We start from the raw sequence: 24,227 nt of genomic DNA on the forward strand, positions 1-24,227 counted from the left end.
TCGTGGCAGGCCGGGTGAGTGTCCGGCGGTGGCCGGTGTAAGCCGTTGTACGGCTTGAAGTTGAGATTAGCTGCAACGTTTGGGGTTTGCAGTCCCCCCCTTCGTTTACTTGTAAGAACCGCTTTACAACGGCACTCTCTATTCAAAGCCTCTTATACCAAAGCATAGCCGCCCGGATTTTCGCTGGAGAACTGCTGATGACTGATATAGATGCACGCTTGCGCGAGGACGTTCACCTGTTGGGTGAACTGTTGGGCAATACCATTGGCGAGCAGTATGGAGACGGCTTTATCGACAAGATCGAGCAAATCCGCAAAGGCGCCAAGGCCGACCGTCGCGGTTCGATGGATGCCGAACTCAGCGCCAGCCTCAACCAGTTGAGCGAAGACGAATTGCTGCCGGTGGCGCGGGCGTTCAACCAGTTCCTCAACCTGGCCAATATCGCCGAGCAATATCAGTTGATTCACCGCCGCGAAGAGTCGCAACCCGCGCCATTCGAGGCCCGGGTGTTGCCGGAGCTGCTCGCTCGCCTGCTGACGGCGGGCCATGACGCCGAATCCCTGGCCCGGCAATTGAGCCGAGTGGAAATTGAGCTGGTGTTGACGGCGCACCCCACCGAAGTGGCGCGCCGCACACTGATCCAGAAGTACGATGCGATCGCCGCGCAACTGGCCGCTCAGGATCATCGCGACCTGACGACTGCCGAGCGCGAGCAGATCAAGACGAAGCTGCAGCGGCTAATCGCCGAAGCCTGGCACACCGAAGAAATTCGCCGCACCCGCCCGACGCCGGTGGACGAAGCCAAATGGGGCTTTGCGGTGATCGAGCATTCACTGTGGCAGGCGATTCCCAACTATTTGCGCAAGGCCGATCAAGCCCTGCATGCCGCCACCGGCCTGCACCTGCCATTGGAGGCCGCACCGATTCGCTTTGCCTCGTGGATGGGCGGCGACCGCGACGGCAACCCCAACGTCACCGCCGCCGTGACCCGCGAAGTGCTGCTGCTGGCGCGCTGGATGGCCGCCGATTTGTACGTGCGCGATGTCGATCACCTCGCCGCCGAGCTGTCGATGCAGCAGGCCAGCGACGCCCTCAAAGCCAAGGCTGGCGACAGCGCCGAGCCTTACCGCGCGGTACTCAAACAATTGCGCGAACGCCTGCGCGCGACCCGTAACTGGGCCCACGCCTCCCTGACGGCAACCACGCCGGCGTCCGCCGATGTGCTGCAAAACAACCGCGACCTGCTGGACCCGCTGGAGCTGTGCTACCACTCGCTGCATGAATGCGGCATGGGCGTCATCGCCGACGGCCCGCTGCTCGATTGTCTGCGTCGCGCGGTGACGTTCGGGCTGTTTCTGGTGCGCCTGGATGTGCGACAGGACTCCTCGCGCCACACCGCGGCCATGACCGAAATCACCGATTACCTCGGTCTTGGCCGTTATGAAGACTGGAGCGAAGAGGAGCGCATCGCCTTTCTGATGCGTGAACTGAGCAATCGCCGGCCGTTGCTGCCGGCCTACTTCAAGCCGTCTGCCGACACCGCCGAAGTATTGGCGACGTGTCGGGAAATCGCCGCGGCACCGGGGGCTTCCCTCGGTTCTTATGTGATTTCCATGGCTGGTGCCGCTTCCGACGTGCTGGCCGTGCAATTGCTGCTCAAAGAGTCCGGTGTGTTGCGACCGATGCGCGTGGTACCGCTGTTCGAAACCCTCGCCGACCTCGACAACGCGGGCCCGGTGATCGAAAAACTGTTGCTGCTGCCGGGCTATCGCTCGCGCCTGCAAGGGCCACAGGAAGTGATGATCGGCTATTCCGACTCGGCCAAGGACGCCGGCACCACGGCGGCGGCCTGGGCGCAGTATCGGGCGCAGGAGCGCCTGGTGGATATTTGCCGGGAGCAGCAAGTGGAACTGCTGTTGTTCCATGGTCGCGGCGGCACCGTGGGCCGTGGCGGCGGTCCGGCGCACGCGGCGATTCTGTCGCAGCCGCCAGGGTCGGTGGCGGGGCGATTCCGCACCACCGAGCAGGGGGAAATGATTCGTTTCAAATTCGGCCTGCCGGACATCGCCGAGCAGAACCTCAATCTGTACCTGGCGGCGGTGCTGGAAGCGACCTTGCTGCCGCCACCACCGCCTGAGCCTGCCTGGCGCCATCTGATGGACGAACTGGCCGCCGACGGCGTCAAGGCTTACCGCGCCGTGGTGCGGGAAAATCCGCAGTTTGTCGAGTATTTCCGCCAGTCCACCCCGGAGCAGGAGTTGGGGCGTTTGCCGTTGGGCAGCCGCCCGGCCAAGCGCCGCGCCGGCGGGATCGAAAGTCTGCGCGCCATTCCGTGGATCTTCGGCTGGACCCAGACGCGCCTGATGCTGCCGGCCTGGCTCGGCTGGGAAACGGCGCTGAGCAAGGCGCTGGAGCGCGGCGAAGGCGTGTTGCTGGGGCAGATGCGCGAGCAATGGCCGTTCTTCCGTACCCGCATCGACATGCTGGAAATGGTGCTGGCCAAGGCCGACGCCGATATCGCCCAGTCTTACGATGAGCGTCTGGTCGAGCCGGATCTGCTCCCTTTGGGTGCGCATTTACGCGACCTATTGTCGCAGGCCTGTTCGGTAGTCCTGGGGTTGACCGGTCAGTCGCAGCTACTGGCACATAGCCCAGATACCCTTGAATTCATCCGCCTGCGCAACACCTACCTCGACCCGCTGCATCTGTTGCAGGCCGAGCTGTTGGCCCGTTCGCGGCAACAGGACGAAGCCCAGGGCAGCCCGGTAGAACAGGCATTGCTGGTGTCTGTGGCGGGGATTGCCGCCGGTTTGCGAAATACCGGCTAAGGTTTTCGTCGTGGGGAACAGGCACCCGGCGCGAGCGTCGGGTGCCTGCCGGCGAGCGGTCGAAAAGGTCTGTCACGCGACAGTTAATGATGGGGTTGCGACTTGGGGTACCCCTTCGCAGGGGCTCGTCAGGCGCAGGTTTCTCCGACTTTCGGCGGCTTGTGTGGGCAGGGACGGCTGTGTATCTTGATCAGCCTTTGGCCGTTTGGGCGGTCACGACCCTTTTTTTGAGATTGGCCCCACGGGGCGAATCCACTGTTTTGTTTGAGTTTCTAAATAAAAAATTGAGGAGCACATCTAATGCGCGTCATTCTGCTGGGAGCTCCCGGGGCCGGTAAAGGTACTCAGGCTAAGTTCATCACCGAAAAATTCGGCATTCCGCAAATCTCTACCGGCGACATGCTGCGTGCTGCTGTCAAAGCCGGCACCGAGCTGGGCGTCAAAGCCAAGAGCATCATGGATGCCGGCGGTCTGGTCTCCGACGACCTGATCATCGCCCTGGTCAAGGACCGTATCGCGCAGCCTGACTGTGCCAAGGGTTTTCTGTTCGACGGTTTCCCGCGCACCATTCCGCAAGCTGAAGCGCTGGTAGAGGCTGGCGTGGAACTGGACAACGTGGTCGAAATCGCCGTCGATGACGAAGAAATCGTTCAGCGTATCGCCGGTCGTCGCGTTCACGAGGCCAGCGGCCGCGTGTACCACACCGTCTACAACCCGCCGAAAATCGCTGGCAAAGACGACATCACCGGCGAAGAGCTGGTGCAGCGCAAGGACGACACCGAAGAAACCGTGCGTCATCGCCTGTCGGTCTACCACTCCCAGACCAAACCACTGGTGGAGTTCTACCAGGGCCTGGCCGCTGACAAGGGCAAGCCGAAATATAGCCATATCCCAGGTGTTGGCTCGGTAGAAGCGATTACCGGCAAGGTGCTTGAAGCACTGAGCTGAAAAGTCTGATCGGCTTCCTCTTCTACGGCCCGCTTGCGGGCCGTAGTTGTTTATACTGGCGCACTTTTTCTGACCTCTTGTTACGGAAACATCGATGAGCACCTTGCTGGCCCTGGACACCGCGACCGAAGCTTGCTCCGTTGCCTTGCTGCATGACGGCAAAGTCACGAGCCATTACGAGGTGATCCCGCGCCTGCATGCGCAGAAGCTGCTGCCGATGATTCAGCAACTGCTGGCCGATGCCGGGACCACCCTGCAAGCGGTCGATGCCATTGCGTTCGGTCGTGGACCGGGCGCGTTCACCGGTGTGCGAATCGCCATCGGCGTGGTACAGGGCCTGGCGTTTGCGCTGGACCGTCCAGTGTTGCCGGTCTCCAATCTCGCCGTACTCGCCCAGCGGGCCTATCGCGAACACGGCGCCAGCCAGGTCGCGGCGGCCATCGATGCGCGCATGGATGAAGTGTATTGGGGTTGCTACCGCGAAACGGCGGGGGAGATGCGACTGGTGGGCAACGAAGCGGTATTGCCACCCGAAGCCGCCGCGTTGCCGGCCGATGCCAGCGGCGAATGGTTCGGCGCGGGCACCGGTTGGGGGTATGCCGAGCGCATTGCCGTCAGCTTGAGCGGGCAGGACGCGGGCATGCTGCCCCACGCCGAAGACCTGCTGACCCTGGCGCGTTTCGCCTGGGAACGCGGTGAAGCGATCATGGCCGATGAAGCGCAGCCGGTGTATCTGCGCGATAAAGTGGCGACGCCGAAAGCGCGTTGATCCCGGTTGTCCTTGTGCCAACAGGGCCTTCTGTGGCGAGGGGGCTTGCCCCCGTTGGGTCGCGAAGCGGCCCCAAAAACAACCACCACATTCCCCCTGATGCACCGCATCGGCTGACTTGCGACTGCTTCGCAGCCGAACGGGGGCAAGCCCCCTCGCCACAATCAGCATTTCAGCTCCAGCCAATCATCAGTTTTATCCGCCGCTTTTAAACCTTTTCCATTTTCTGTGTTCTAGTTATCACTCGGCGGTTTGCGAAGTGGCCTGAGCGCCACTAAACTGCCATCACTGATACCGAGCATACACTTATGCGTATAGACGGCGTTTCCTCTCAGTCCTACCCGATCAAGCGCAAGCCCCGCAAAGGCCATGTGTCTGAGGACGCCTGCGTCGATATCGACGGCGAGCTGGAATTCCCTACCGAAGAGCAATTGGCCGCCCGTGCTGCCAAAGCCTGCGCGCAACGCCTGAGCAATCTCCCCGCGCGTCAACAAGACATGATTTATCACCGCGCCATGAGCAAAAGCGTGGCGATGGCACTGGCCAGTTACCTGAGTACCGCCACTTTTGTCGATTGGGATGCGGATGTACTGGGTCTCGACCTGTACATCTGATGCGGCTGCCTTATTACCTCGGCTGCCCGTCCTGGAGCGAAAACGCCTGGCGTGACTACTTGTATCCACAGGACGCCAGGCCCACCGAGTTTCTTGATCTTTATTCTCAAGTGTTCAACGCCGTGGAAGGCAATACGACCTTCTACGCGAGCCCGGCTGCCGCCACCGTGCAGCGCTGGGCCGAGACCATGCCCGCACACTTTCGCTTCACTGCCAAGTTTCCCGGCGACATCAGCCACAGTGGCGACCTGCGCGAACAACTGACCGCCGTCGAGACCTTCCTGCAATTGCTCAGCCCTCTGGGTGAACGGGTTTCACCTCTCTGGCTGCAATTGTCCAAAAGCTTCACCCCGCAACGACTGTCGGAGCTGGCCGGTTTTATCGACGCCGTGGACCGGCCCTTGGCGGTCGAAGTGCGGCATGACGAGTTCTTTGCCAAGGGCGATGCCGAGCGAATGCTCAATCGTCTGCTGCTGGATCGTGGCGTCGAGCGCATCTGCCTCGATCCGCGCGCGCTGTTCAGCTGCACCTCGACCGACCCTTCGGTACTCCACGCCCAATCGAAAAAGCCCAGGGTGCCGCCTCGCCCCGCGGCGTTCACTCAGTTTCCGCAGGTGCGTTTCATTGGCCATCCGGACCTGGAAGCCAACGATCCGTTCCTGGTGCCGTGGGTCGAGAAAATCGCGGTCTGGATCGAAGAGGGTCGCACGCCCTATATCTTCCTGCACACCGCCGATAACCTGCTGGCGGCAAGACTGGCACAACGTTTTCACGCCAAACTGATGCTGCGTTTGCCTGGCCTGCCACCGCTGCCTGAGCTATACAGAGAACCCGCCGCCGAGCAACTTGGCTTGCTCTGAAGCGGGTTTTCCCTTTTTCAGGAGTCTGCCAATGGATGCGCAAACCCTTCGAGCCCAGGCGTTCAAAGCACTGCACGAACGCGAGGGCGTATTTGTCATTCCCAACCCGTGGGACGCCGGCTCGGCGAAAATGCTCGCCAGCCTTGGCTTCGAGGCACTGGCGACCACCAGCGCCGGTTATGCCTTTTCCCAGGGGCGTCCCGACGGTGGGTTGACGCTCGACGATACCTTGGCGAACGTTCGGGCGATTGTCGCGGCAACCGATCTGCCTGTCGCGGTCGATCTGGAAAACGGTTTCGCTGACGATCCCGCCGAGTGCGCACACAGCATTTTGCGCGCAGCTCAAGCGGGTGCCGTTGGTGGTTCGATCGAAGATGCCACAGGGCGTGAAGACGGTCCGATCTACTGTTTCGAACATGCCGTCGCGCGCATCGAAGCGGCCGTCGCAGCGGCTCGCAGCTTGCCTTTTCCCTTTGTGCTGACGGCCCGTGCCGAGAACTATCTGCATGGCAATCCGGACCTCGACGATACCATTCGCCGTTTACAGGCCTTCGCCGAGGCGGGGGCCGATGTGCTTTACGCGCCAGGCTTGCGCAGTGCTGAAGAGGTCTTGGCGGTGGTCCGCGCCGTGGCGCCGAAACCGGTCAATGTACTGATGTCCGGCGGGCTTAAACTGACGGTCGAGCAGTTGAGTGAAATGGGCGTCAAACGCATCAGCGTCGGTTCGGCCCTGGCCCTGGCGGCGTATGGCGAATTCTTCCGTGCCGCCGAGGAAATCCAGCAGCACGGGACCTTCGGCTTCACTTCCCGGTCGATGCCGTTCCAGAAGGCCAATCAATTGTTCAAAGGCTGACGAGGTCGGGCCGTGGTGGCTGGGCCGCTGAGAGGTTATGCGGCGATGCGCAGGTTTTGCAGCACGATCGGGCGCGCCCAGCCGTTATCGAAGTCGAGTTGTTTCTGTTGTTCCACCAGTTCTTGCGGTGAGAACGGCGGAAACGGCTTGTCCAGCAGGTCGAGTTCGAACTCGGCGATCGGCAAGTGCAGCGGACGCGGTTGCGGTGCGGTGCCAAGGGCTGGCAGCGGTTGACCGGCGGTGAGCACGATCGGGCGAACCCAGCCGCTTTCGAAGTCTTGTTGTTTCTGTTGCGCGACGATTTCTTCCGGCGGGAACGGCGGGAACGGTTTGTCGGCCAGGTCCATTTCGAACTCGGCAATCGGCAGGAACAGTGGTTCCGGCGGGCGGACTACGGTTTCTTTCACATCACATTCGCGCTGGGAAACGATGTGCGCCAACAGCTCACTGCCGACGGTCGGTTCGACCGGGCTGTCGAGATCGACCGGCGGAAAGTTGAGAGACGCTGGCACCACATCGCCCGACTGATCGGCCAGGGCCTGGGCAAAAAAATCCTGCCACAGGTGACTGACGCCACTCAGTGCTTGGGAATTTCGCAGGCCAAAATCGCCGTGGGGCGAGATGTAACCTATCGATGTGCGTTCAATGCCTGACATTTCTCTCGGTCGACGCTCAGCTCTGGCAAAATGCTCGATAGTTGGGTTATCGGCCGTTTTTGCCGATCATTAATTTTTTGAGCGTGTTTTCCCATGATTGAGCAACCTGCGGCCTGCCGCATCCATGTCGAGGCCTTGGGCGCGACTTTCCAGCCACAGGCCGAGCAATGGGCCGAGCGCCTGGGGTTGCCGTTGCAGGTGGAGGATGGCGAGTTCGCCTTGCAGGTGGGCGAGCAGGGGTTGCAGTTGCAACAGCTGGGGCCGGACGCACCGGGGCCGGTGCGGGTGGACTTCGTCGAGGGTGGCGCGGCCCATCGTCGGTTGTACGGTGGCGGCAGCGGTCAGATGATCGCCAAGGCGGTCGGTATCGCCCAGGGCGTGCGCCCGCGGGTGCTGGACGCCACGGCGGGGTTGGGCAAGGACGCGTTCGTGCTGGCCAGCCTGGGCTGCGAGATGAGCCTGATTGAGCGTCAGCCTTTGATCGGCGCCTTGCTTGAAGATGGCCTGGCGCGCGGCGCGGAAGACTTCGACGTGGCGCCGATCGTGGCGCGGATGCATTTGCTCAAGGGCAATTCGATCGAGGTGATGCGCAACTGGGAAGGCGAGCCGCCGCAGGTGATCTACCTCGACCCGATGTTTCCCCATCGCGAGAAAACCGCATTGGTGAAGAAGGAAATGCGCCTGTTCCGACCGCTGGTCGGCGATGACCCGGATGCCCCGGCCCTGCTCGAAGCGGCGTTGGCCCTGGCCAGTCACCGGGTAGTGGTCAAGCGCCCGCGCAAGGCGCCGTGCATTGACGGGCCCAAGCCGAGCCACGCGCTGGATGGCAAATCCAGCCGGTATGACATTTATCCGAAGAAGGCGTTGAAGCCTTGAGTCGAGACTGATCGTTCCCACGCTCTGCGTGGGAATGCCTCAATGGACGCTCTGCGTCCGCTTCTGGGACGCTCTGCGTCCCGGGCTGCATTTCCACGCAGAGCGTGGGAACGATCATCACTATCTATCAGGCCGACTCTGGCCGATAAGCCCGCATAAACAACTCCACCACTTCCCGCACATGGGCTTCGGCCGCATCCCCGGTCACCGGTTCGCCGCAGCCATACAGCAAGCGGAAATTCCCCGCGCCCTTGAGCAGGCAGAAGAAATGTTCGGCGGCATTGCGTGGTTTATCGATGCTCAACACGCCGCTCTGATCGATCTTGCCCAGCAACCGCTCCATGCCGTGCAACATGCGTTCCGGCCCGGCCTCGAAGAAGATCTGCGAGAGTTTCGGGTCCTGGCTGCCCAGGGTCATCATCAGCCGGTGCAGGTTCACCGATTCGTCACTGTTGATCAGTTGATGAAAGCCACGCGCAATGTTCAGCAGCACGGTTTCCACCGCAATGCCGTCCGGCAATTCAAAAAACAGTGGTGGCAGTTGTTCCTCGCATTTGGCCACCACGGCGGCGGAGAACAACGTCTCCTTGTCGGTGAAATGGCTGTAGACCGTCAGCTTCGACACACCGGCCTCAGTTGCCACGGCATCCATGCTGGTACTGGCGTAGCCCTTACTCAGAAACAGAATTTTCGCCGCGTTGAGGATAGCCTGGCGTTTGGCCAGATCCTTGGGGCGGCCCGGACCGCTGGGAGTTGAAAGATTGTCAGACATTTTTCGCTTTAATACTGGACTGGTGAGTTTGCTATTAATAACATACTGGTCAGTATAAATATTCCAAGCACCATTAGCGAAAGGTCGTTCACCATGTTCCGCCATGCCTTGTCCCTCGCGTTGCCGGTCAGTCTGGCTTTTTTATTGTCTGCGTGTGGCCACGAAGAGGCGCCTCAAGTCACCGTCCGCCCGGCCATGGTCGTGCAGCCAGAGCCTTCGGCCCAGGCAATGGAAAGTTATCCCGGTGAAGTTCGCGCGCGCTATGAGCCGGACCTGGCCTTTCGCATCGGCGGCAAAGTCAGCCGACGACTGGTCGAAGAGGGGCAACGGGTCAAGGCCGATCAGCCTCTGGCGGAACTCGATCCGCAGGACGTGCGTCTGCAACTGGAAGCCACCCGTGCCCAGGTCGCGGCTGCCGAAGCCAATCTGAACCTGGTGCGCGCCGAGCGTGATCGCTACAAGACCCTGATGGAACGGCAGATGGTCAGCCGTTCACAGTACGACAACGCGGAAAACCTCTACCGCTCCGGTGAGGCCCGCCTCAAGCAAATCAAAGCCGAATTCAACGTCTCGACCAATCAGGCCAGTTACGCGGTGCTGCGCGCGCCACAGGATGGCGTGGTGGCCAAGCGTGCGGTTGAGGTCGGGCAAGTGGTGGCGGCCGGGCAAATCGTATTTACCCTCGCCACCGATGGCGAGCGTGAAGTGTTGATCAGCCTGCCGGAACAGAGCTTCGGCCGCTTCAAGGTCGGGCAGCCGGTCTCGGTGGAACTCTGGACCCAGCCCGATCAACGTTTCCCCGGGCGCATCCGCGAGTTGTCGCCGGCCGCTGATCCGAAATCCCGCACCTTCGCCGCCCGTATCGCGTTTACCGCCGGCAAGGTTCCCGCCGAACTCGGCCAGAGTGCCCGGGTGTTCATCCAGACCGCCGAAGTGGTGCCGTTGTCGGTACCGCTGTCGGCGCTCACCGCAGAAAACGGTGCCACTTACGTATGGGTGGTGGGCGCCAACAACACCTTGAAAAAAGCCCCGGTGCGGGTCGGTGCATTCAGCGAGAAAACCGTGCCGGTGCTCGAAGGCCTGAACGCCAGCGACTGGGTGGTGGCCGCCGGTGTGCATGTGCTTCACGACGGGCAACAAGTGCGCCCGGTGGATCGCTCCAACCGCGTGGTCAATCTGGCGCACAAGGAGTAATCCCCGATGGGTTTCAATCTTTCCGAATGGGCGCTGCGTAACCGCCAGATCGTCCTGTTCCTGATGCTCTTGCTGGCCGTCGTCGGTGCGTTGTCTTACACCAAGCTCGGCCAAAGCGAAGACCCGCCGTTCACCTTCAAGGCCATGGTGATTCGCACCAACTGGCCGGGAGCCACGGCCGAGGAAGTGTCGCGCCAGGTCACCGAGCGTATCGAAAAAAAACTGATGGAAACCGGCGAGTACGAACGGATCACCTCGTTCTCCCGCCCGGGCGAGTCCCAGGTGACATTCATGGCTCGGGACTCCATGCACTCGGTGGAAATCCCGGAGCTCTGGTATCAGGTCCGGAAAAAAATCAGCGACATCCGCCATACCCTGCCACCGGGCATTCAGGGGCCGTTTTTCAACGATGAATTCGGCACCACCTTCGGCAACATCTACGCCCTGACCGGTGACGGATTTGATTACGCGGTGCTCAAGGATTACGCCGACCGCATCCAGATTCAGCTGCAACGGGTCAAGGATGTGGGCAAGGTCGACCTGCTCGGGCTGCAGGACGAGAAGATCTGGATCGAACTCTCCAACGTCAAACTGGCTACCCTCGGCTTGCCGTTGGCGGTGGTGCAGCAGGCCCTTGAAGAACAGAACGCGATGTCCACCGCAGGTTTCTTCGAAACCACCAGCGAGCGTTTGCAGCTACGGGTCTCGGGGAATTTTCAGACGGTCGACGAGATCAAGAACTTCCCGATCCGCGTCGCTGATCGCACATTCCGCATTGGTGATGTGGCGAACGTTCGTCGCGGTTTCAACGATCCACCGGCGCCGCGCATGCGTTTCATGGCTGAAGACGCCATCGGTCTGGCCGTGGCCATGAAGGAAGGCGGCGATATTCTGATACTGGGCAAGGCGCTGGAAATCGAGTTCGCCCGGATCCAGGAAAACCTTCCGGCCGGCATGCAGTTGCGCAAAGTGTCCGATCAACCCGCCGCGGTGAAAACCGGTGTTGGCGAGTTCGTTCAGGTGCTGGTGGAGGCCCTGGCGATTGTGTTGCTGGTGAGCTTCTTCTCCCTCGGCGTGCGCACCGGCATGGTGGTGGCGCTGGCGATTCCGCTGGTGTTGGCGATGACCTTCGCCTGCATGTATTACTTAGGGATAGGCCTGCACAAGATTTCCCTCGGCGCGCTGGTGCTGGCGCTGGGCCTGCTGGTGGACGACGCGATCATCGCCGTGGAAATGATGGCGATCAAAATGGAGCAGGGCTTCGACCGGGTGAAGGCTGCCAGCTATGCCTGGACCAGCACCGCGTTCCCGATGCTCACCGGTACGCTGATCACCGCGGCCGGCTTCCTGCCGATTGCCACCGCGCAATCGGGCACCGGCGAATACACCCGCTCGATCTTCCAGGTAGTGACCATCGCGCTGCTGGCGTCGTGGGTGGCTGCTGTGGTCTTTGTGCCTTATCTGGGGGAAAAACTCCTGCCGGACCTGGCGAAAATTCACGCCGCCAAACACGGCACCGGCGACGGCCAACCCGACCCTTATGGCACACCGTTCTATCTGCGTGTCAGACGGCTGGTGGAGTGGTGCGTGCGTCGGCGCAAAACGGTGATCGTCCTGACCATCGTGATGTTCGTCGCCTCCGTGGTGCTGTTCCGTTTCGTGCCGCAGCAGTTCTTCCCGGCTTCGGGGCGGCTGGAGTTGATGGTCGATCTGAAACTGGCCGAAGGGGCGTCTTTGAGCAACACCGCCGAAGAGGTCAAACGCCTCGAAGGCCTGCTCAAGGATCACGCCGGGATCGACAACTACGTGGCGTATGTTGGCACCGGTTCGCCGCGGTTCTACCTGCCGCTGGATCAACAATTGCCTGCAGCGAGCTTCGCGCAGTTTGTCGTCCTGGCCAAAACCATCGAAGACCGCGAAACCCTGCGCACCTGGCTGATCGAAACCCTCAACGAACAATTCCCGGCCCTGCGCTCGCGGGTCACGCGGCTGGAGAATGGCCCGCCGGTTGGTTATCCGGTGCAGTTCCGGGTCACCGGTGAACACATTGCGGACGTCCGCGCCCTGGCGCGTAAAGTCGCGGCCAAGGTTCGCGAGAACCCACACGTGGCCAACGTGCATCTGGACTGGGAAGAACCGAGCAAAGTCGTGTACCTGAACGTCGATCAGGACCGTGCGCGGGCACTGGGCGTGAGCACGGCGAACCTCTCGGGTTTCCTGCGAAGCTCGCTGACCGGTGCCAGTGTCAGCCAGTACCGCGAAGACAACGAATTGATCGAGATCCTGCTGCGCGGCACGGTGCATGAGCGTACCGAACTGGCGTTGCTGCCGAGCCTGGCCGTGCCGACTGATAACAATCGCAGCGTGGCCCTGTCGCAGATCGCAACGCTGGAATACGGCTTTGAAGAAGGCATTATCTGGCACCGTAACCGCCTGCCCAACGTGACGGTTCGCGCCGACATCTACGGCAAGGAACAGCCGGCGACACTGGTGCAGCAAATCATGCCGACCCTCGATCCGATCCGCGCTGAACTGCCGGACGGCTACCTGCTGGACGTCGGCGGTACCGTGGAAGACTCGGCCCGTGGGCAGAACTCGGTGAAGGCCGGGGTGCCGTTGTTCATCGTGGTGGTGCTGACGTTGCTGATGCTGCAACTGCGCAGTTTCTCACGCACGGTGATGGTGTTTCTGACGGCGCCACTGGGATTGATCGGCGTGACGCTGTTCCTGATGGTGTTCCGTCAGCCGTTCGGCTTCGTCGCCATGCTCGGGACCATCGCGTTGTCCGGGATGATCATGCGTAACTCGGTGATTCTGGTGGATCAGATCGAGCAGGACATCGCTGCCGGGCTCAAGCCTTGGCAGGCGATCATCGAGGCGACGGTGCGACGTTTCCGGCCGATTGTGTTGACCGCGCTGGCGGCCGTGCTGGCGATGATTCCATTGTCGCGCAGTGTGTTTTTCGGGCCGATGGCGGTGGCGATCATGGGCGGGCTGATTGTGGCGACGGCGTTGACGCTGCTGTTCTTGCCGGCGTTGTATGCGGCGTGGTTCCGGGTGAAAAAAGACCCCGCCTGACTTGTCGGCCTGAAACACTCGAGCACAAAAAAGGCGACTCCCTCACAGGAGTCGCCTTTGTCTTAACCGCCGCTACCGCTTATTCCGACAGTTTGTACGCAATCACATAGTCACCTTGCTTGGTGCCCAGCGAGCCATGACCGCCGGCAACGACGAGCACGTATTGCTTGCCGTCTTTACCGGTGTAGGTCATCGGCGTGGTTTGCGCGCCGGCTGGCAGGCGGCCTTCCCACAGCTGTTTGCCGTTTTTCACGTCGTAGGCGCGCAGGTACTGGTCGAGGGTGCCGCTCAGGAAGGCTACGCCACCGGCGGTGGTGAAGGTGCCGCCCAGGCTGGGAACGCCCATGCTCAGGGGAATCGGAACCGGCGAGCTGTCGCGCACGGTGCCGTTCTTGTGCATCCAGATGGTTTTGTTGGTGGTCAAATCGACCGCCGCCACGTAGCCCCAGGCCGGCGCCTGGCACGGCAGGCCCATTGGCGACAGCAGCGCTTCAAGGATCACCCCGTATGGCGCGCCTTTGTTGGGCTGCACGCCTTCGGTTTCGCTCACCCTTGGGCCTTGTTTGGCGATCTCGGCGGCCGGGATCAGTTTCGATTTGAACGCCATGTAGCTCGGGTTCACGAAAGCAATCTGACGCACCGGGTCAACCGACATACCGCCCCAGTCGAACACGCCGAAGTTACCCGGATAAACGATCGAGCCTTGCAGCGACGGCGGCGTGAACATGCCGTCGTAACGCAGGGATTTGAAGTCGATCCGGCACAGCATCTGATCGAACGGGGTCACGCCCCACATGTCGCGTTCCTTGAGGGTCGGCGGCACGAAGTTCAGGTCGGACATCGGCTGGGTCGGCGACGTGTAATCGCCTTCCACTGCGCCTTGCGGCACCGGAATTTCCTTGATCGGCACAATCGGTTTGCCGTTGCTGCGGTCCAGCACGTAGATGCTGCCTTGCTTGGTGGACGCGAGCACCGCCGGTTTCACACCGTCCGCGGTTTTCAGGTCCATCAGGGTTGGCTGGCCACCCACGTCCATGTCCCACAGGTCATGGTGGGTGAACTGGAAGTGCCAGCGCACCTTACCGGTGGCGATGTCCAGCGCAGTCAGGCCGGCGGCGTGCAGTTCCGATTCCGGGGTGCGGAAGCCACCGAACTGGTCAGGCGTCTGGTTGCCCATCGGCAGGTAGATCATGCCGAGTTTTTCGTCGACGCTGAAGATGGACCACATGTTCGGCGAGTTGCGGGTGTAGACCTTGCCTTCGGCAATCGGCGTGGTGTCGTCCGGGTTGCCGCTGTCCCAGTTCCACACCAGTTTGCCGGTGTGCACGTCGAACGCGCGGATCACGCCACTTGGTTCGTCGGTGGAGACGTTGTCGGTGACGTGACCGCCAATCACCACCAGGTCTTTGGTGACCGCCGGTGGCGAAGTGGAGTAGTAACCGCCAGCCGTGAAGCCGCCGATGTTGGCGGTCAGGTCGACCTGGCCTCCGTTGCCGAAGTCTTCGCACATTTTGCCGGTGTCGGCGTTCAGGGCGATCAGGCGGGTGTCGGCGGTCGGCAGGAAGATCCGGCGAGGGCAGACGCTGGTCACTGGCGCATTGGCAGTGCCGGTCGGGCTCTGCTCGGACGCGTAGGCGGCGTCATCGTGATAGGTCACGCCACGGCAGGTCATGTGCGCCCAACCCTTGAAGTTCGCCGCATTCTGCGTGGAGAGCTTCGGATCGAAACGCCAGAGTTCCTTGCCGGTGTCCGGGTCCAGCGCAATCACCTGGCTGTGCGGCGTGCAGACATAGAGCATGCCGTTGGCTTTGAGCGGGGTGTTTTCGGCGGTGGTTTCACCCGGGTCGTTCGGCCCCGGCAGGTCGCCGGTGCGGTAGGTCCACGCAGGAACCAGTTTGCTGACGTTCTGCGGCGTGATTTGCGCCAGTGGCGAGTAACGATCGCCATGGGCGCTGCGGCCGTAGGAGTTCCAGTCGCCATCGGGCATGGCCGGGGCGGTGTTGCTCATGCCAGGTACGGCGTCACGATCCAGTTCGCCTTTGATTTCACCGGGGTTGGTGAACAGGCTGGCCAGCGCGGCGATACCGGTGATGACCACGGCAGCGCTCAGCACACCGGTACCGACCGGGTTGAAGTCTCCGCGACGCAACGGGCGACGAAACCATGGCAGCAGCATGACGATGCCGAGGGTAAAGAGCAGCGCCAGACGTGGCACCAGTTGCCACCAGTCCAGACCGACTTCCCACAGTGCCCAGACGGTACTGGCGAACAGCACCACCGCGTAAACGCTCAGCGCTACGTAGCGGTCGGCCAGCAGCAACCCCCCGGCCACCATCAGGCCGATACCGGCCAGCAGGTAATACAGCGAGCCGCCGAGCATGCTCAGCTTGATTCCCCCGGCCAGCAAGGCCAAGCCCATTAGCAGAAGCACGATACCGAGCAGGCTCGGCAGCAGACGGCTTCGACTCAAAGCACCATCAGTGCTCATAGTGTGGTTCTCCGTGACGTTTCAAGTAGTCCCGCGCAGTAGTCACTGTAGATGACGATCCGGCGTGGGCATGGTTCATATAAAAAACGGTTTGACGCCGCATTCCCTGTAGGAGCGGGCTTGCCCGCGAAGACGTCGGTACAGTCAACATTGATGTCGCCTGACACACCGCTTTCGCGGGCAAACCCGCTCCTACAGGGATTTGTGGTGATTCTTAGAACGACGACTGGATCTTGATCCCGCCAATCAACGCGTCGTCGACCTTGTCCACGCCACCGGGGTGGCGGATGTATTGCAGGTTCGGGCGCACGGTCAGCCAGTTGGCGACGTGCACGCCGTAATAGAGCTCGCTGCTGTATTCGGTGTCTTGCGGGGGCAGGAACGACGGGTCGTCGAAATCCTGAACGGCGCGAGCCTGATTGGTCGCCTCGGCGTTTTTGCGGTAGGCCGGGTTGACGTGGACACGGGCCAGGGCGAAGCCGATATCGTCTTTGGCGCGGGCATCGAACAGGCCTTTGTAGACGACGCCGGCCTGGACATAGTTGTCGATGGCGTTGGTCTTCTTGTCATGCATCGTGGCGTTGGCGAACACACTCAGGCCCCGTGAGTGGTCGCTGGCGCGGCTGGTCAGTTGCTGCTGAATACCGAGCCACACGCCATGCTTGCTCGACGCACTGCGGTAGGCCTCGCCGCTCAGGGCCGCCGGTTGGCCGTTGCGATCCTTGTAAACATCAGCGGCCTTGGCATTGCTGTAGTAGTAACCGGCGCGGTATTCACCCGGCAGGTCGTTGAATTTTGGCGACCAGACCAGTTCCACCGGCAGAATCGCGCCCTGAGTGCCGCTGCCGCTGAGCTTGAAGCCGTTGTCGCGATCGAGGTTGGACGGGTTCTGTTCGTAAGCCCCGACTTGCGCGTAAAGCTCCGGCGTCAGGTGATATTTGACGCGCATGGCCCACTGGCTCACTGGCCAGTTGTACCAGATGTCGCCGACCCAGTTCCCGACCTGGGAGCCGCAGAACGCCAGGTTCTGGAAGTCGCAGGGGAAGCTGTTGAAGTCTTCGCCTTCACCAAAGCGTCCGACCTTGATGTCGAGCTTCTGGTCGAAGAATTTCTGTTGATACCACATCTGTGTCAGGCGCCAGGTCTGGCCGCGGCCCCAGACTTCCTGAGCCGACGTGAAACCGCCGACACGCGGGTCGTTGATCCGGTCGTTGCTGATGTTGTTGCCGTTGCGTTCGGTGATGGTCAGCTGAAATTCAGCGTCGTTCCAGCCGAGAATCTTCTGCAAGTCCAGGTGAGTGCCCAAGGCGAACTGGTCGCTGTAGCGCGCGGTGCGGTCATGGTCGTAGCCGCCGTGCAGGTTGCTGCCCATTTCACCGGTGTAATCGACTTTGAAGTCGTAGCCTTTTTCCGAAAGTTCGGTGCGCGTGCCGTTCCAGTCACCGAGCATCCACGGCGAATCGCTATCGAAGGCTGGCGCGGCCTGGGTGCAAGTGGCGAGGCCAAACGCGGTGAACCCACCGATCAGGTTCAGGGCTTTTCGACGGGGCGCACGGAGCAAGACAGCGCTGTCTCGCAAAGTTTGAACATCAGGCATAGAGAAGGAATTCTTGGTCTTTTTTTGAGGGGGTGAACTGAACGCAGCAGGAATGGAGCGGGGGCGGAAGCGTTTCAGCTGGACGGGCGTAAGGATAATGTTCTGTAACACAGAGAGAAAGGGCTTTTGCTGACATGGATCATTTCGGATTTGGTAACAGTAGGCTGCGACCGGTCGCCGCGGTGAAGTGTTGCGCCAAAAAGGCGGACTGAAGTGTCCGCCACGGTTAAATCATCGAGCTTCAAATTAGCGGTCGACCGCTTCTGCAACGGTCGCGGCTTTGCTTTCCCGGGTGTAGGTCAGTACGAAATGTGCCACGAGCCCGAAGATCAGCCCCCAGAATGCCGCGGCCAGCCCCAGGAAACTCATGCCCGAGGCGGTGACCAGGAAGGTGATCAGTGCCGCTTCACGTTGCTTCTCGTCAGCCATGGCGCCGGTCAGCCCGGCGCTGATCGCACCGAACAGGGCCAGGCCGGCGAGGGAGGCGATCAGCTCTTTGGGCAAGGCCGAAAACACCGAGGCCAGGGTCGCGCCGAAGATGCCCATCAGAATGTAGAACACCCCGCAGGCGATCCCGGCCATGTAACGTTTGTCGCGATCCTCATGGGCTTCGCGGCCGGTGCAGATAGCGGCGGTGATGGCCGCCAGGTTTAAACCATGGGAGCCGAATGGCGCCATCAAGATTGATCCGATGGCGGTGACCGAAATGATCGAGCGCGCCGGGGTGTTGTAGCCCGAGGTGCGCAACACCGCCATACCCGGCACGTACTGCCCGGTCAGGGTGACGAGGGCCAGCGGCAGGCCGATATTGATGATCGCGTGCCAGCTCCACTGCGGTGCGATGAAGATCGGTCGGGCGACATCGATGGTGATCGAACCGGTGTTGAGTTCACCGAACGAGGCGGCCACGGCGCAGCCGACAATCAATACCGACAGGATGGCGTAGCGCGGTGAAAAGCGTTTGAACAGCAGGTAGGCCGCGATCATCGACAGCACCATGCCCGGCTGCAGCTTGATCGAGGTGAAGAGTTCGGCGCCGAAACGAAACAGGATGCCGGCGAGCATGGCGGCAGCAATGGCTTTGGGCAGGCGACTCATCAGTTTGTCGAACGCGCCGGACAGGCCGACCACCGCGATAATCACCGAAGCCATCACGTAGGCGCCAATGGCCTGGGGCAGGGAGACCGTGGGCAGCATCGACACCAGCAACGCCGCGCCCGGTGTCGACCATGCCGTAATCACCGGAACCCGCAGGCGCCAGCTCAACAACAGACCGGTAATGCCGCTGCCGATGGAAATGGCCCAGATCCAGGACGACACTTGATCATTGGGCAGGTGCGCCTCCCGGGCCGCCTGAAACACGATGATCAGCGGGCCGGCATAGGAAATGATCACGGCGATGAAGCCTGCAATGATCGCTGACAGGGATAGATCCTTTCTGAGTGTGTCCATGATGTCTCGACTTGGCGTGGCGGGCACGCGGTGATTCAGAATTGAGATTGAGTCGATTGATTCGATTCGAGATGAGTGTATTTTAATGAATTGAGTTGATTCAATAGGTCGGCGCGGTTGTTGCGATATGTTTTTTGTTATGGGGGCGTGCTTAGTCAGCGTTTGTACAAGCAAGCACTTGATTGTTAAGAAAATAATGTGATGAAAAATATTCTGAATGAAAGATGTCTCTCGATTCAATCGCCGTATCAATCGACTCAATTTGCCGATTGAGTCCATTTATTAGTTGCCTAACCTCCCTGTGATATGCTCGGATCTTCATCATTTCTACGATGGGTAATGATCATTCATGTGGGTTCCTCAGCTAAGCGAGTTCAACCAGCCGATGTATTTATCGATTGCCGATGCGTTGGCGCGCGATATCAGCAACGGCGTGTTGAACGAAGGTGATCGTCTGCCGACCCTGCGGGAGCTGGCCACCAAGCTGAATGTCACGCCAGGCACCATTAGCCGTGCCTATAGCGAAGCCCATCGGCGGCGCCTGGTGCAGGGGGAAGTGGGGCGTGGCACGTATGTGCTCAACCAGAAGCAGCTGGAGTTGCCAGCCAGCAACAATGCGGCCCCGCTGAATCTGGGGCAGGCTGAATTATTGGATCTTTCGATCATCAAGCCTTCCAGCGACACCCTGGAATACTGGTTGCGCGGAGCCTTGGTGGGCATGGCCAAGAGCACGGATTTTGCCGATGCCCTCGATTACGCCCCCGATGGCGGTCATCCGGCTCATCGCGAGGCGGGTGCGCAGTGGCTGCGCCATTCATTGCCCGATGCGCAATGGCAGCAAGTGGTGATCACCGCAGGCGCGCAGCATGGTTTGATGGTCGCGATGAGTGCGCTGACCAACGCCGGTGATCTGGTGCTCTGCGAGGCGCTTTGCTACCCCGGCATCATTTCCCTGGCCCACGGTCTGGAACGACGTCTGCGTGGCGTGCCAATGGACGACGAAGGGATCATTCCCGAAGCGCTGCGCGAACTGTGCCAGCGTGAGAAACCGGCCATGCTGGTCTGCGTGGCGACATGCCAGAACCCGACGACCGCGATCATGTCGCAAAAACGCCGGGCGCAGATCGCCGCGTTGGCCGAGGAGTTCGACTTCATCATCCTGGACGATGACATCTACGGTTTTCTGGCCACCGACCCGTCGATCAAACCGCTGTCGGCGTTCGCTCCGGATCGTTCGGTGTACCTGACCAGTCTGTCGAAGGCGGTCATGCCGGCCTTGCGGATTGGCTATCTCTATAGCCCGCCGAAACTGCTGTCGCGCCTGACCTCCATGGTGCGCAGCAGCGTCTGGATGCCTTCGCCGTTGACCGCTCAGTTGGCCAGCAATGTGATCACCGAGGGACTGGATAAAAAGCTGATCCGTATTCAGCGCAACGAAGCCGCCGGGCGGCAGGCGATCGCTCAGGAAATCTTCGCCAATTTCGAGCTCAAGACCCAGCCGTATGCCTACCACGTCTGGTTGACGCTGCCCGAGCCCTGGACCAGCGACGAATTCGCCATGCTGGCCCGTGCCAACGGCGTGCTGGTCCTCAGTGGCACCCAGTTCCAGGCCGAGCGTAACGGGATGACCCGCTGTGTGCGATTGGTGTTGATGTCGCCCACCAGCCAGGACGAATTGCGGTTTGCCCTGACCAAGCTGGCCAGCCTGATCGATTCGGACCCGCGTCGTTACTACTGATCCCAGGCTCTATCTACTGGTGTTTGTCTCTCAGACGATGGCCAACTCGCCTACAGTTAATCCAGCATCTGATGAAGGCCTCTGTCCGGAACCCTTCCACCGGACGAAAGCCTCCGCTAAGGTGCGCGGCTTCCCATTCTTCCATCGCTCAAAGGCCCGGCATGACCGAACACAACCCTGACCCCCTGCACGGCGTGACGCTGGAGCAAATCCTCAACGCCCTGGTTCAACACTACGAATGGTCGGGGCTGGCCGAGCGTATCGATATCCGCTGCTTCAAGAGCGACCCGAGCATCAAGTCGAGCCTGACCTTTTTGCGCAAAACTCCATGGGCGCGGGAGAAGGTCGAACGCCTGTACGTGAAGCTGATGCGCACCAAGCGCCCCGTTTGAGCATGGTCATACCCTCGGCCGCAAGGCGTCGTTTTGTTGCCTTGGCGGCGATTCTGGGTTGGGCGGGACTGAGCATTCAGCTGTACCTGATTCTCTATGCCCGCTGGAGTATCGCGGCCAGTCTGCTAGGCGGGCTGGTGAGTTTTTTCAGCTTTTTCACCGTGCTGACCAACACGCTGGTGGCGGTGGTGCTGACCTGCGAACTGACGTCCCGCGAGTCGGCGGCGCGACGCTGGTTTTTGCAGCCGTGGGTGAGCAGCGCGATTGCGGTGAGCATCGCCGTGGTCGGCGTGGCGTACAGCCTGTTGCTGCGACATCTATGGCATCCCGAAGGCTGGCAATGGCTGGCCGATGAGCTGATGCATGACGTCATGCCGCTGCTGTTTCTGGTTTATTGGTGGTGCTGTGTGCCCAAAGGGACGCTGCGCCTGCGGCACATTGCGTTGTGGGTGATTTATCCGCTGGTGTACTTCGGCTATTCGCTATGGCGTGGGCATCTGCTGGCGGTTTATCCCTATCCGTTCATTGATGTCGACAAACTCGGTTATCCACAGGTGTTCGTGAATGCCGGGGGATTGTTGGCGGGGTTTGTGCTGGTTTCACTGTTGTTGATCGGGTTGGATCGGTGGCACAGGGATCGCAAGTGAAGACTGATTGTGGCGAGGGCGAAAGCTCCCTCGCCACAGAAAGCGTGCACAGCGGTTATTCCTCGTCGCTGTCCTCCAGCCGCCAATAGCCGACGGCTTTCACGAACGGCTCGTTCAGGCCATGCTCATCGAGCAATACCCGGCGGATCTGCCGCGATGCTTTGGTCTCGGTCGCCACCCACGCATACAGATTGCCAGCGGGCACCTTGATTTGCTGCACGGTGGTCAGCAGGTTGTTTCTGCCGCCTTCACGCAGCACCCAGATCACATCGACCTGCGCAGCGCTTTCCAGGCGTTGTTGTTCGGCGCCGTTTTCCACCTCTACGATCACCAGCGCACGGCGATTGGCCGCCAGGCCTTCGAGGCGACGGGCGATGGCCGGCAGGGCGGTTTCGTCGCCAATTAGCAGGTAGCTGTCGAAGATATCCGGCACGATCATCGAGCCCCGTGGCCCGCCGATGTGCAGGAACTGTCCGGGTTTGGCCTGCTCGGCCCAGGTCGAGGCCGGGCCGTCGCCGTGCAGGACGAAGTCGATGTCCAGTTCCAGGGTATTCAGGTCATAACGACGAGGCGTGTAGTCGCGCATCGCCGGCATCGGCCCGTTGTCCTTGCCAGCGCCAAGTACCAGGGTTTCCAGCGCCGCTTGTTGCGCTGCGTTCTGCGGGAACAGCAATTTGACGTGATCATCCGTGCCGAGGCTGACGAAGCCCGCGAGCTCAGGCCCCCCCAGGGTAATCCGGCGCATGCGCGGGGTCAGGTCGACCACCCGCAGCACTTGCAGACGCCGGCGTTTGAGCTCGTGGCTGACGCGGTGAATGGTGTGGGAAGGCACGATAACGTCGGTCATTGGGCGGTCTCCTCGGCAGATTGAACGGCAGGGCCATCGACGATGGCTTTGGCGGTGTTGTTGAGCAGGTCGCGCACCCGCAGGATTTCTTCCGGGCTCCAACGACCGTGATGCATTTGCAAGGCATGACGCAGGTTGTGCACCGCTTCATGGATCTCGGGCGGACGATCCTGGCCGCGCAGCGAACGCTTGCTGACCTCGATGCGCATGCGCACACCGTCCAGCGCAATGGCTTGCTCGCTGAGTGAAAGACGTCCGGCGTCGGTGATGCTGTAGCGTTTTTTTCCGCCCTCCGCGTCGCCCAGGATCATTTCGCTTTCTTCAAGGAAGGTCAGGGTCGGGTAGATCACGCCGGGGCTGGGGCTGTAGGCGCCGTCGAACATGCTTTCGATCTGGCGGATCAGGTCATAGCCGTGGCACGGCTGCTCGGCGATCATGGCCAGCAACAACAACTTCAGATCGCCGGGAGCGAACACCCGTGGGCCGCGGCTGCCGCGTTCGCGACCGGGGCGTTTTTCGAAGCTGTCGCGGCCATCGCCGTGCTCACGGTGGGGGGAATGATGGTCTCTCATTTTTCTGCTCTCTCGTCATGTCTAGATACAACTTAAGATATATCTTTTGGCGTGTGCAAGGATTTTTTCATGATCGCTTTCCTGCGCCGACGAGTGGGGGCAGCCTGAGCGAGGCCATGGCAGGAATAACTGGAAAGTTAAAGCCAATACTCTATTAATAATAGAGTATATGTTCTAGATGTTGCCCGGGAACGCACGTGGCATAGTTAAAATCGCTGTATGGTTTTTTCTCTGAAACTGTATGTAGGGAATAACTTACAGTCGATCTTATGAATATTGAAAATCAGGTTATTTTTCTTTCTGGTCATGAGGATGTTTAACTACGCGCTCATGGGAAGTTGCCTGCTTACTTTCCAGAGTGAACGGTCGATCATGCCCCGGCGTTGAAACTTCAAATCAACACAGCCTTTATCGGCAGGCGTTATTTGAACTTTCAATGTTTCGATCCTTTAAAAGAAAACAGGTACTGACCGATGTTCAAGAAAATTGCAATCGCGACCCCGCTGGCTGTACTGGCTCTGAGTTCTTCCGTGGCGTTCGCCGCCGGTGAAGCCCGTCACTCCATCAGCCTGGTCGCCCATGTGCCGACCAACGGTTTCTATGTGGTGCCGACTGACCCTGACCTGGTCAACAAGGATCAGGACATGAGCTTCAGCCCGATCACCGGCACCATGAAACCCGTGGAAGGTTTCTTCGATGTGCGCAACACCAACGGTTCGGTTCATGGCTACCTGGAAGGCGTGCCGAAACTGGTCGGCGGCTCGAGCGTCATCGATCTTAAAGTCGAGTTCAACAACAAGGTACTGACCCAGACCCCGCAAATGGTCGTTGGCGAAGCCGAGTCCGATGTGAACTACCGTGCACCGCTGCGCATCACCGCCGCTGGCACCAACTTCACCCCGGGCGATTACACCGGCGCGGTCACCATGATGTTCGACGCTGTTCCTCCGGTCGGCGGCGTGCTCTAACCCGTGAAGTAACAAAGCCGGCTGACTGACACGAATGTCTGTCAGCCGGACTTTTTCCGTTCGCAATCAGAGTCCGTG

20 protein-coding genes are annotated in these 24,227 nt (G+C 60.7%); 13 read left to right on the plus strand and 7 right to left on the minus strand.

What is annotated here, in order from left to right:
* Positions 1–197: 197 nt before the first annotated feature.
* The 6 genes from ppc (at position 198) to HCU66_RS13860 (ending at position 6,872) form a co-directional block, all read left to right on the plus strand.
* On the plus strand, positions 198–2,828 hold the full coding sequence (gene ppc / locus HCU66_RS13835) for a phosphoenolpyruvate carboxylase (protein ID WP_205889018.1): 2,631 nt from the start codon (positions 198–200) through the stop codon (positions 2,826–2,828).
* A 300-nt stretch (positions 2,829–3,128) separates the two neighbouring features.
* On the plus strand, positions 3,129–3,776 hold the full coding sequence (gene adk, locus HCU66_RS13840) for an adenylate kinase (RefSeq protein WP_105344930.1): 648 nt from the start codon (positions 3,129–3,131) through the stop codon (positions 3,774–3,776).
* 94 nt (positions 3,777–3,870) lie between these two features.
* A complete protein-coding gene (tsaB, locus tag HCU66_RS13845) occupies positions 3,871–4,545 on the plus strand; it encodes a tRNA (adenosine(37)-N6)-threonylcarbamoyltransferase complex dimerization subunit type 1 TsaB (RefSeq protein WP_205889019.1) in 675 nt (224 codons plus the stop codon).
* 308 nt (positions 4,546–4,853) lie between these two features.
* A complete protein-coding gene (locus tag HCU66_RS13850; protein WP_205889020.1) occupies positions 4,854–5,159 on the plus strand; it encodes a hypothetical protein in 306 nt (101 codons plus the stop codon).
* Positions 5,159–6,019, plus strand: a complete 861-nt coding sequence (locus HCU66_RS13855) for a DUF72 domain-containing protein (protein ID WP_205889021.1) — start codon at positions 5,159–5,161, stop codon at positions 6,017–6,019. Before HCU66_RS13850 ends, HCU66_RS13855 begins: the two co-directional genes overlap by 1 nt.
* 31 nt (positions 6,020–6,050) lie before the next feature.
* Positions 6,051–6,872: an isocitrate lyase/PEP mutase family protein gene (locus HCU66_RS13860; RefSeq protein WP_205889022.1), complete on the plus strand. Its 822-nt coding sequence runs from the start codon at positions 6,051–6,053 to the stop codon at positions 6,870–6,872.
* Between the two features lie 35 nt (positions 6,873–6,907).
* Here HCU66_RS13860 and HCU66_RS13865 read toward each other — a convergent pair whose 3' ends face one another.
* Entirely contained in the window at positions 6,908–7,528 is a 621-nt protein-coding gene (locus HCU66_RS13865; protein WP_205889023.1) for an energy transducer TonB, read from the minus strand.
* Positions 7,529–7,621: 93 nt separating this feature from the next.
* On the opposite strand from HCU66_RS13865, the gene HCU66_RS13870 reads away from it, so the two are divergent.
* The gene (locus tag HCU66_RS13870; RefSeq protein WP_241015490.1) at positions 7,622–8,404 is read left to right on the plus strand and encodes a class I SAM-dependent methyltransferase; all 783 of its coding nucleotides are present in this window, start codon (positions 7,622–7,624) and stop codon (positions 8,402–8,404) included.
* A gap of 127 nt (positions 8,405–8,531) precedes the next feature.
* Here the strand turns inward: HCU66_RS13870 and HCU66_RS13875 are convergent, their stop codons facing one another.
* Complete coding sequence (locus HCU66_RS13875; protein WP_205889024.1) at positions 8,532–9,176, minus strand: TetR/AcrR family transcriptional regulator; 645 nt, start codon at positions 9,174–9,176, stop codon at positions 8,532–8,534.
* A 93-nt stretch (positions 9,177–9,269) separates the two neighbouring features.
* On the opposite strand from HCU66_RS13875, the gene HCU66_RS13880 reads away from it, so the two are divergent.
* Entirely contained in the window at positions 9,270–10,370 is a 1,101-nt protein-coding gene (locus HCU66_RS13880) for an efflux RND transporter periplasmic adaptor subunit (RefSeq protein WP_205889025.1), read from the plus strand.
* Positions 10,371–10,376: 6 nt separating this feature from the next.
* On the plus strand, positions 10,377–13,448 hold the full coding sequence (locus tag HCU66_RS13885) for an efflux RND transporter permease subunit (RefSeq protein ID WP_205889026.1): 3,072 nt from the start codon (positions 10,377–10,379) through the stop codon (positions 13,446–13,448).
* Positions 13,449–13,527: 79 nt separating this feature from the next.
* Here the strand turns inward: HCU66_RS13885 and HCU66_RS13890 are convergent, their stop codons facing one another.
* The 3 genes from HCU66_RS13890 to HCU66_RS13900 all read right to left on the minus strand — a co-directional run bounded on the left by HCU66_RS13890 (position 13,528) and on the right by HCU66_RS13900 (position 18,985).
* Entirely contained in the window at positions 13,528–15,936 is a 2,409-nt protein-coding gene (locus HCU66_RS13890; RefSeq protein WP_205889027.1) for a glucose/quinate/shikimate family membrane-bound PQQ-dependent dehydrogenase, read from the minus strand.
* A gap of 214 nt (positions 15,937–16,150) precedes the next feature.
* A complete protein-coding gene (locus tag HCU66_RS13895) occupies positions 16,151–17,533 on the minus strand; it encodes a carbohydrate porin (protein ID WP_205889028.1) in 1,383 nt (460 codons plus the stop codon).
* A gap of 246 nt (positions 17,534–17,779) precedes the next feature.
* Complete coding sequence (locus HCU66_RS13900) at positions 17,780–18,985, minus strand: benzoate/H(+) symporter BenE family transporter (RefSeq protein WP_205889029.1); 1,206 nt, start codon at positions 18,983–18,985, stop codon at positions 17,780–17,782.
* A gap of 349 nt (positions 18,986–19,334) precedes the next feature.
* Here HCU66_RS13900 and HCU66_RS13905 point away from each other — a divergent pair, with 349 nt between their 5' ends.
* From HCU66_RS13905 to HCU66_RS13915, 3 genes are all read left to right on the plus strand, one after another.
* Complete coding sequence (locus HCU66_RS13905) at positions 19,335–20,723, plus strand: aminotransferase-like domain-containing protein (RefSeq protein ID WP_205889030.1); 1,389 nt, start codon at positions 19,335–19,337, stop codon at positions 20,721–20,723.
* A gap of 161 nt (positions 20,724–20,884) precedes the next feature.
* Positions 20,885–21,115: a VF530 family protein gene (locus HCU66_RS13910; protein ID WP_205889031.1), complete on the plus strand. Its 231-nt coding sequence runs from the start codon at positions 20,885–20,887 to the stop codon at positions 21,113–21,115.
* Positions 21,116–21,117: 2 nt separating this feature from the next.
* Positions 21,118–21,762 carry a Pr6Pr family membrane protein gene (locus tag HCU66_RS13915; protein WP_205889032.1) on the plus strand — a complete coding sequence of 215 codons (645 nt, stop codon included), beginning with the start codon at positions 21,118–21,120 and terminating at the stop codon, positions 21,760–21,762.
* Positions 21,763–21,817: 55 nt separating this feature from the next.
* Here the strand turns inward: HCU66_RS13915 and HCU66_RS13920 are convergent, their stop codons facing one another.
* Both HCU66_RS13920 and HCU66_RS13925 read right to left on the minus strand, forming a co-directional pair.
* The gene (locus HCU66_RS13920) at positions 21,818–22,609 is read right to left on the minus strand and encodes a siderophore-interacting protein (protein ID WP_205889033.1); all 792 of its coding nucleotides are present in this window, start codon (positions 22,607–22,609) and stop codon (positions 21,818–21,820) included.
* Positions 22,606–23,181, minus strand: coding sequence for a PadR family transcriptional regulator (locus HCU66_RS13925; RefSeq protein ID WP_205889034.1), 576 nt, complete (start codon positions 23,179–23,181; stop codon positions 22,606–22,608). The genes HCU66_RS13920 and HCU66_RS13925 overlap by 4 nt, the downstream gene beginning before the upstream one ends.
* Before the next feature lie 473 nt (positions 23,182–23,654).
* On the opposite strand from HCU66_RS13925, the gene HCU66_RS13930 reads away from it, so the two are divergent.
* Positions 23,655–24,149: a CS1 type fimbrial major subunit gene (locus tag HCU66_RS13930; RefSeq protein ID WP_205889035.1), complete on the plus strand. Its 495-nt coding sequence runs from the start codon at positions 23,655–23,657 to the stop codon at positions 24,147–24,149.
* Positions 24,150–24,227: the final 78 nt, after the last annotated feature.

The organism is Pseudomonas frederiksbergensis (assembly GCF_017114915.1).
GTDB classification, from domain to species: Bacteria; Pseudomonadota; Gammaproteobacteria; order Pseudomonadales; family Pseudomonadaceae; genus Aquipseudomonas; species Aquipseudomonas frederiksbergensis_I.

Bases quoted from the DNA above. Each gene is read 5' to 3' on its own strand.
- HCU66_RS13855 (WP_205889021.1), top strand. From the start codon at position 5,159: ATGCGGCTGCCTTATTACCTCGGCTGCCCGTCCTGGAGCGAAAACGCC.
- HCU66_RS13890 (WP_205889027.1), bottom strand. From the start codon at position 15,936: ATGAGCACTGATGGTGCTTTGAGTCGAAGCCGTCTGCTGCCGAGCCTG.
- HCU66_RS13930 (WP_205889035.1), top strand. From the start codon at position 23,655: ATGTTCAAGAAAATTGCAATCGCGACCCCGCTGGCTGTACTGGCTCTG.
- HCU66_RS13915 (WP_205889032.1), top strand. From the start codon at position 21,118: ATGGTCATACCCTCGGCCGCAAGGCGTCGTTTTGTTGCCTTGGCGGCG.
- HCU66_RS13865 (WP_205889023.1), bottom strand. From the start codon at position 7,528: ATGTCAGGCATTGAACGCACATCGATAGGTTACATCTCGCCCCACGGC.
- ppc (WP_205889018.1), top strand. From the start codon at position 198: ATGACTGATATAGATGCACGCTTGCGCGAGGACGTTCACCTGTTGGGT.
- HCU66_RS13880 (WP_205889025.1), top strand. From the start codon at position 9,270: ATGTTCCGCCATGCCTTGTCCCTCGCGTTGCCGGTCAGTCTGGCTTTT.
- HCU66_RS13895 (WP_205889028.1), bottom strand. From the start codon at position 17,533: ATGCCTGATGTTCAAACTTTGCGAGACAGCGCTGTCTTGCTCCGTGCG.
- HCU66_RS13900 (WP_205889029.1), bottom strand. From the start codon at position 18,985: ATGGACACACTCAGAAAGGATCTATCCCTGTCAGCGATCATTGCAGGC.
- HCU66_RS13905 (WP_205889030.1), top strand. From the start codon at position 19,335: ATGTGGGTTCCTCAGCTAAGCGAGTTCAACCAGCCGATGTATTTATCG.
- HCU66_RS13870 (WP_241015490.1), top strand. From the start codon at position 7,622: ATGATTGAGCAACCTGCGGCCTGCCGCATCCATGTCGAGGCCTTGGGC.
- HCU66_RS13860 (WP_205889022.1), top strand. From the start codon at position 6,051: ATGGATGCGCAAACCCTTCGAGCCCAGGCGTTCAAAGCACTGCACGAA.
- HCU66_RS13850 (WP_205889020.1), top strand. From the start codon at position 4,854: ATGCGTATAGACGGCGTTTCCTCTCAGTCCTACCCGATCAAGCGCAAG.
- adk (WP_105344930.1), top strand. From the start codon at position 3,129: ATGCGCGTCATTCTGCTGGGAGCTCCCGGGGCCGGTAAAGGTACTCAG.
- HCU66_RS13920 (WP_205889033.1), bottom strand. From the start codon at position 22,609: ATGACCGACGTTATCGTGCCTTCCCACACCATTCACCGCGTCAGCCAC.
- HCU66_RS13925 (WP_205889034.1), bottom strand. From the start codon at position 23,181: ATGAGAGACCATCATTCCCCCCACCGTGAGCACGGCGATGGCCGCGAC.
- HCU66_RS13910 (WP_205889031.1), top strand. From the start codon at position 20,885: ATGACCGAACACAACCCTGACCCCCTGCACGGCGTGACGCTGGAGCAA.
- tsaB (WP_205889019.1), top strand. From the start codon at position 3,871: ATGAGCACCTTGCTGGCCCTGGACACCGCGACCGAAGCTTGCTCCGTT.
- HCU66_RS13885 (WP_205889026.1), top strand. From the start codon at position 10,377: ATGGGTTTCAATCTTTCCGAATGGGCGCTGCGTAACCGCCAGATCGTC.
- HCU66_RS13875 (WP_205889024.1), bottom strand. From the start codon at position 9,176: ATGTCTGACAATCTTTCAACTCCCAGCGGTCCGGGCCGCCCCAAGGAT.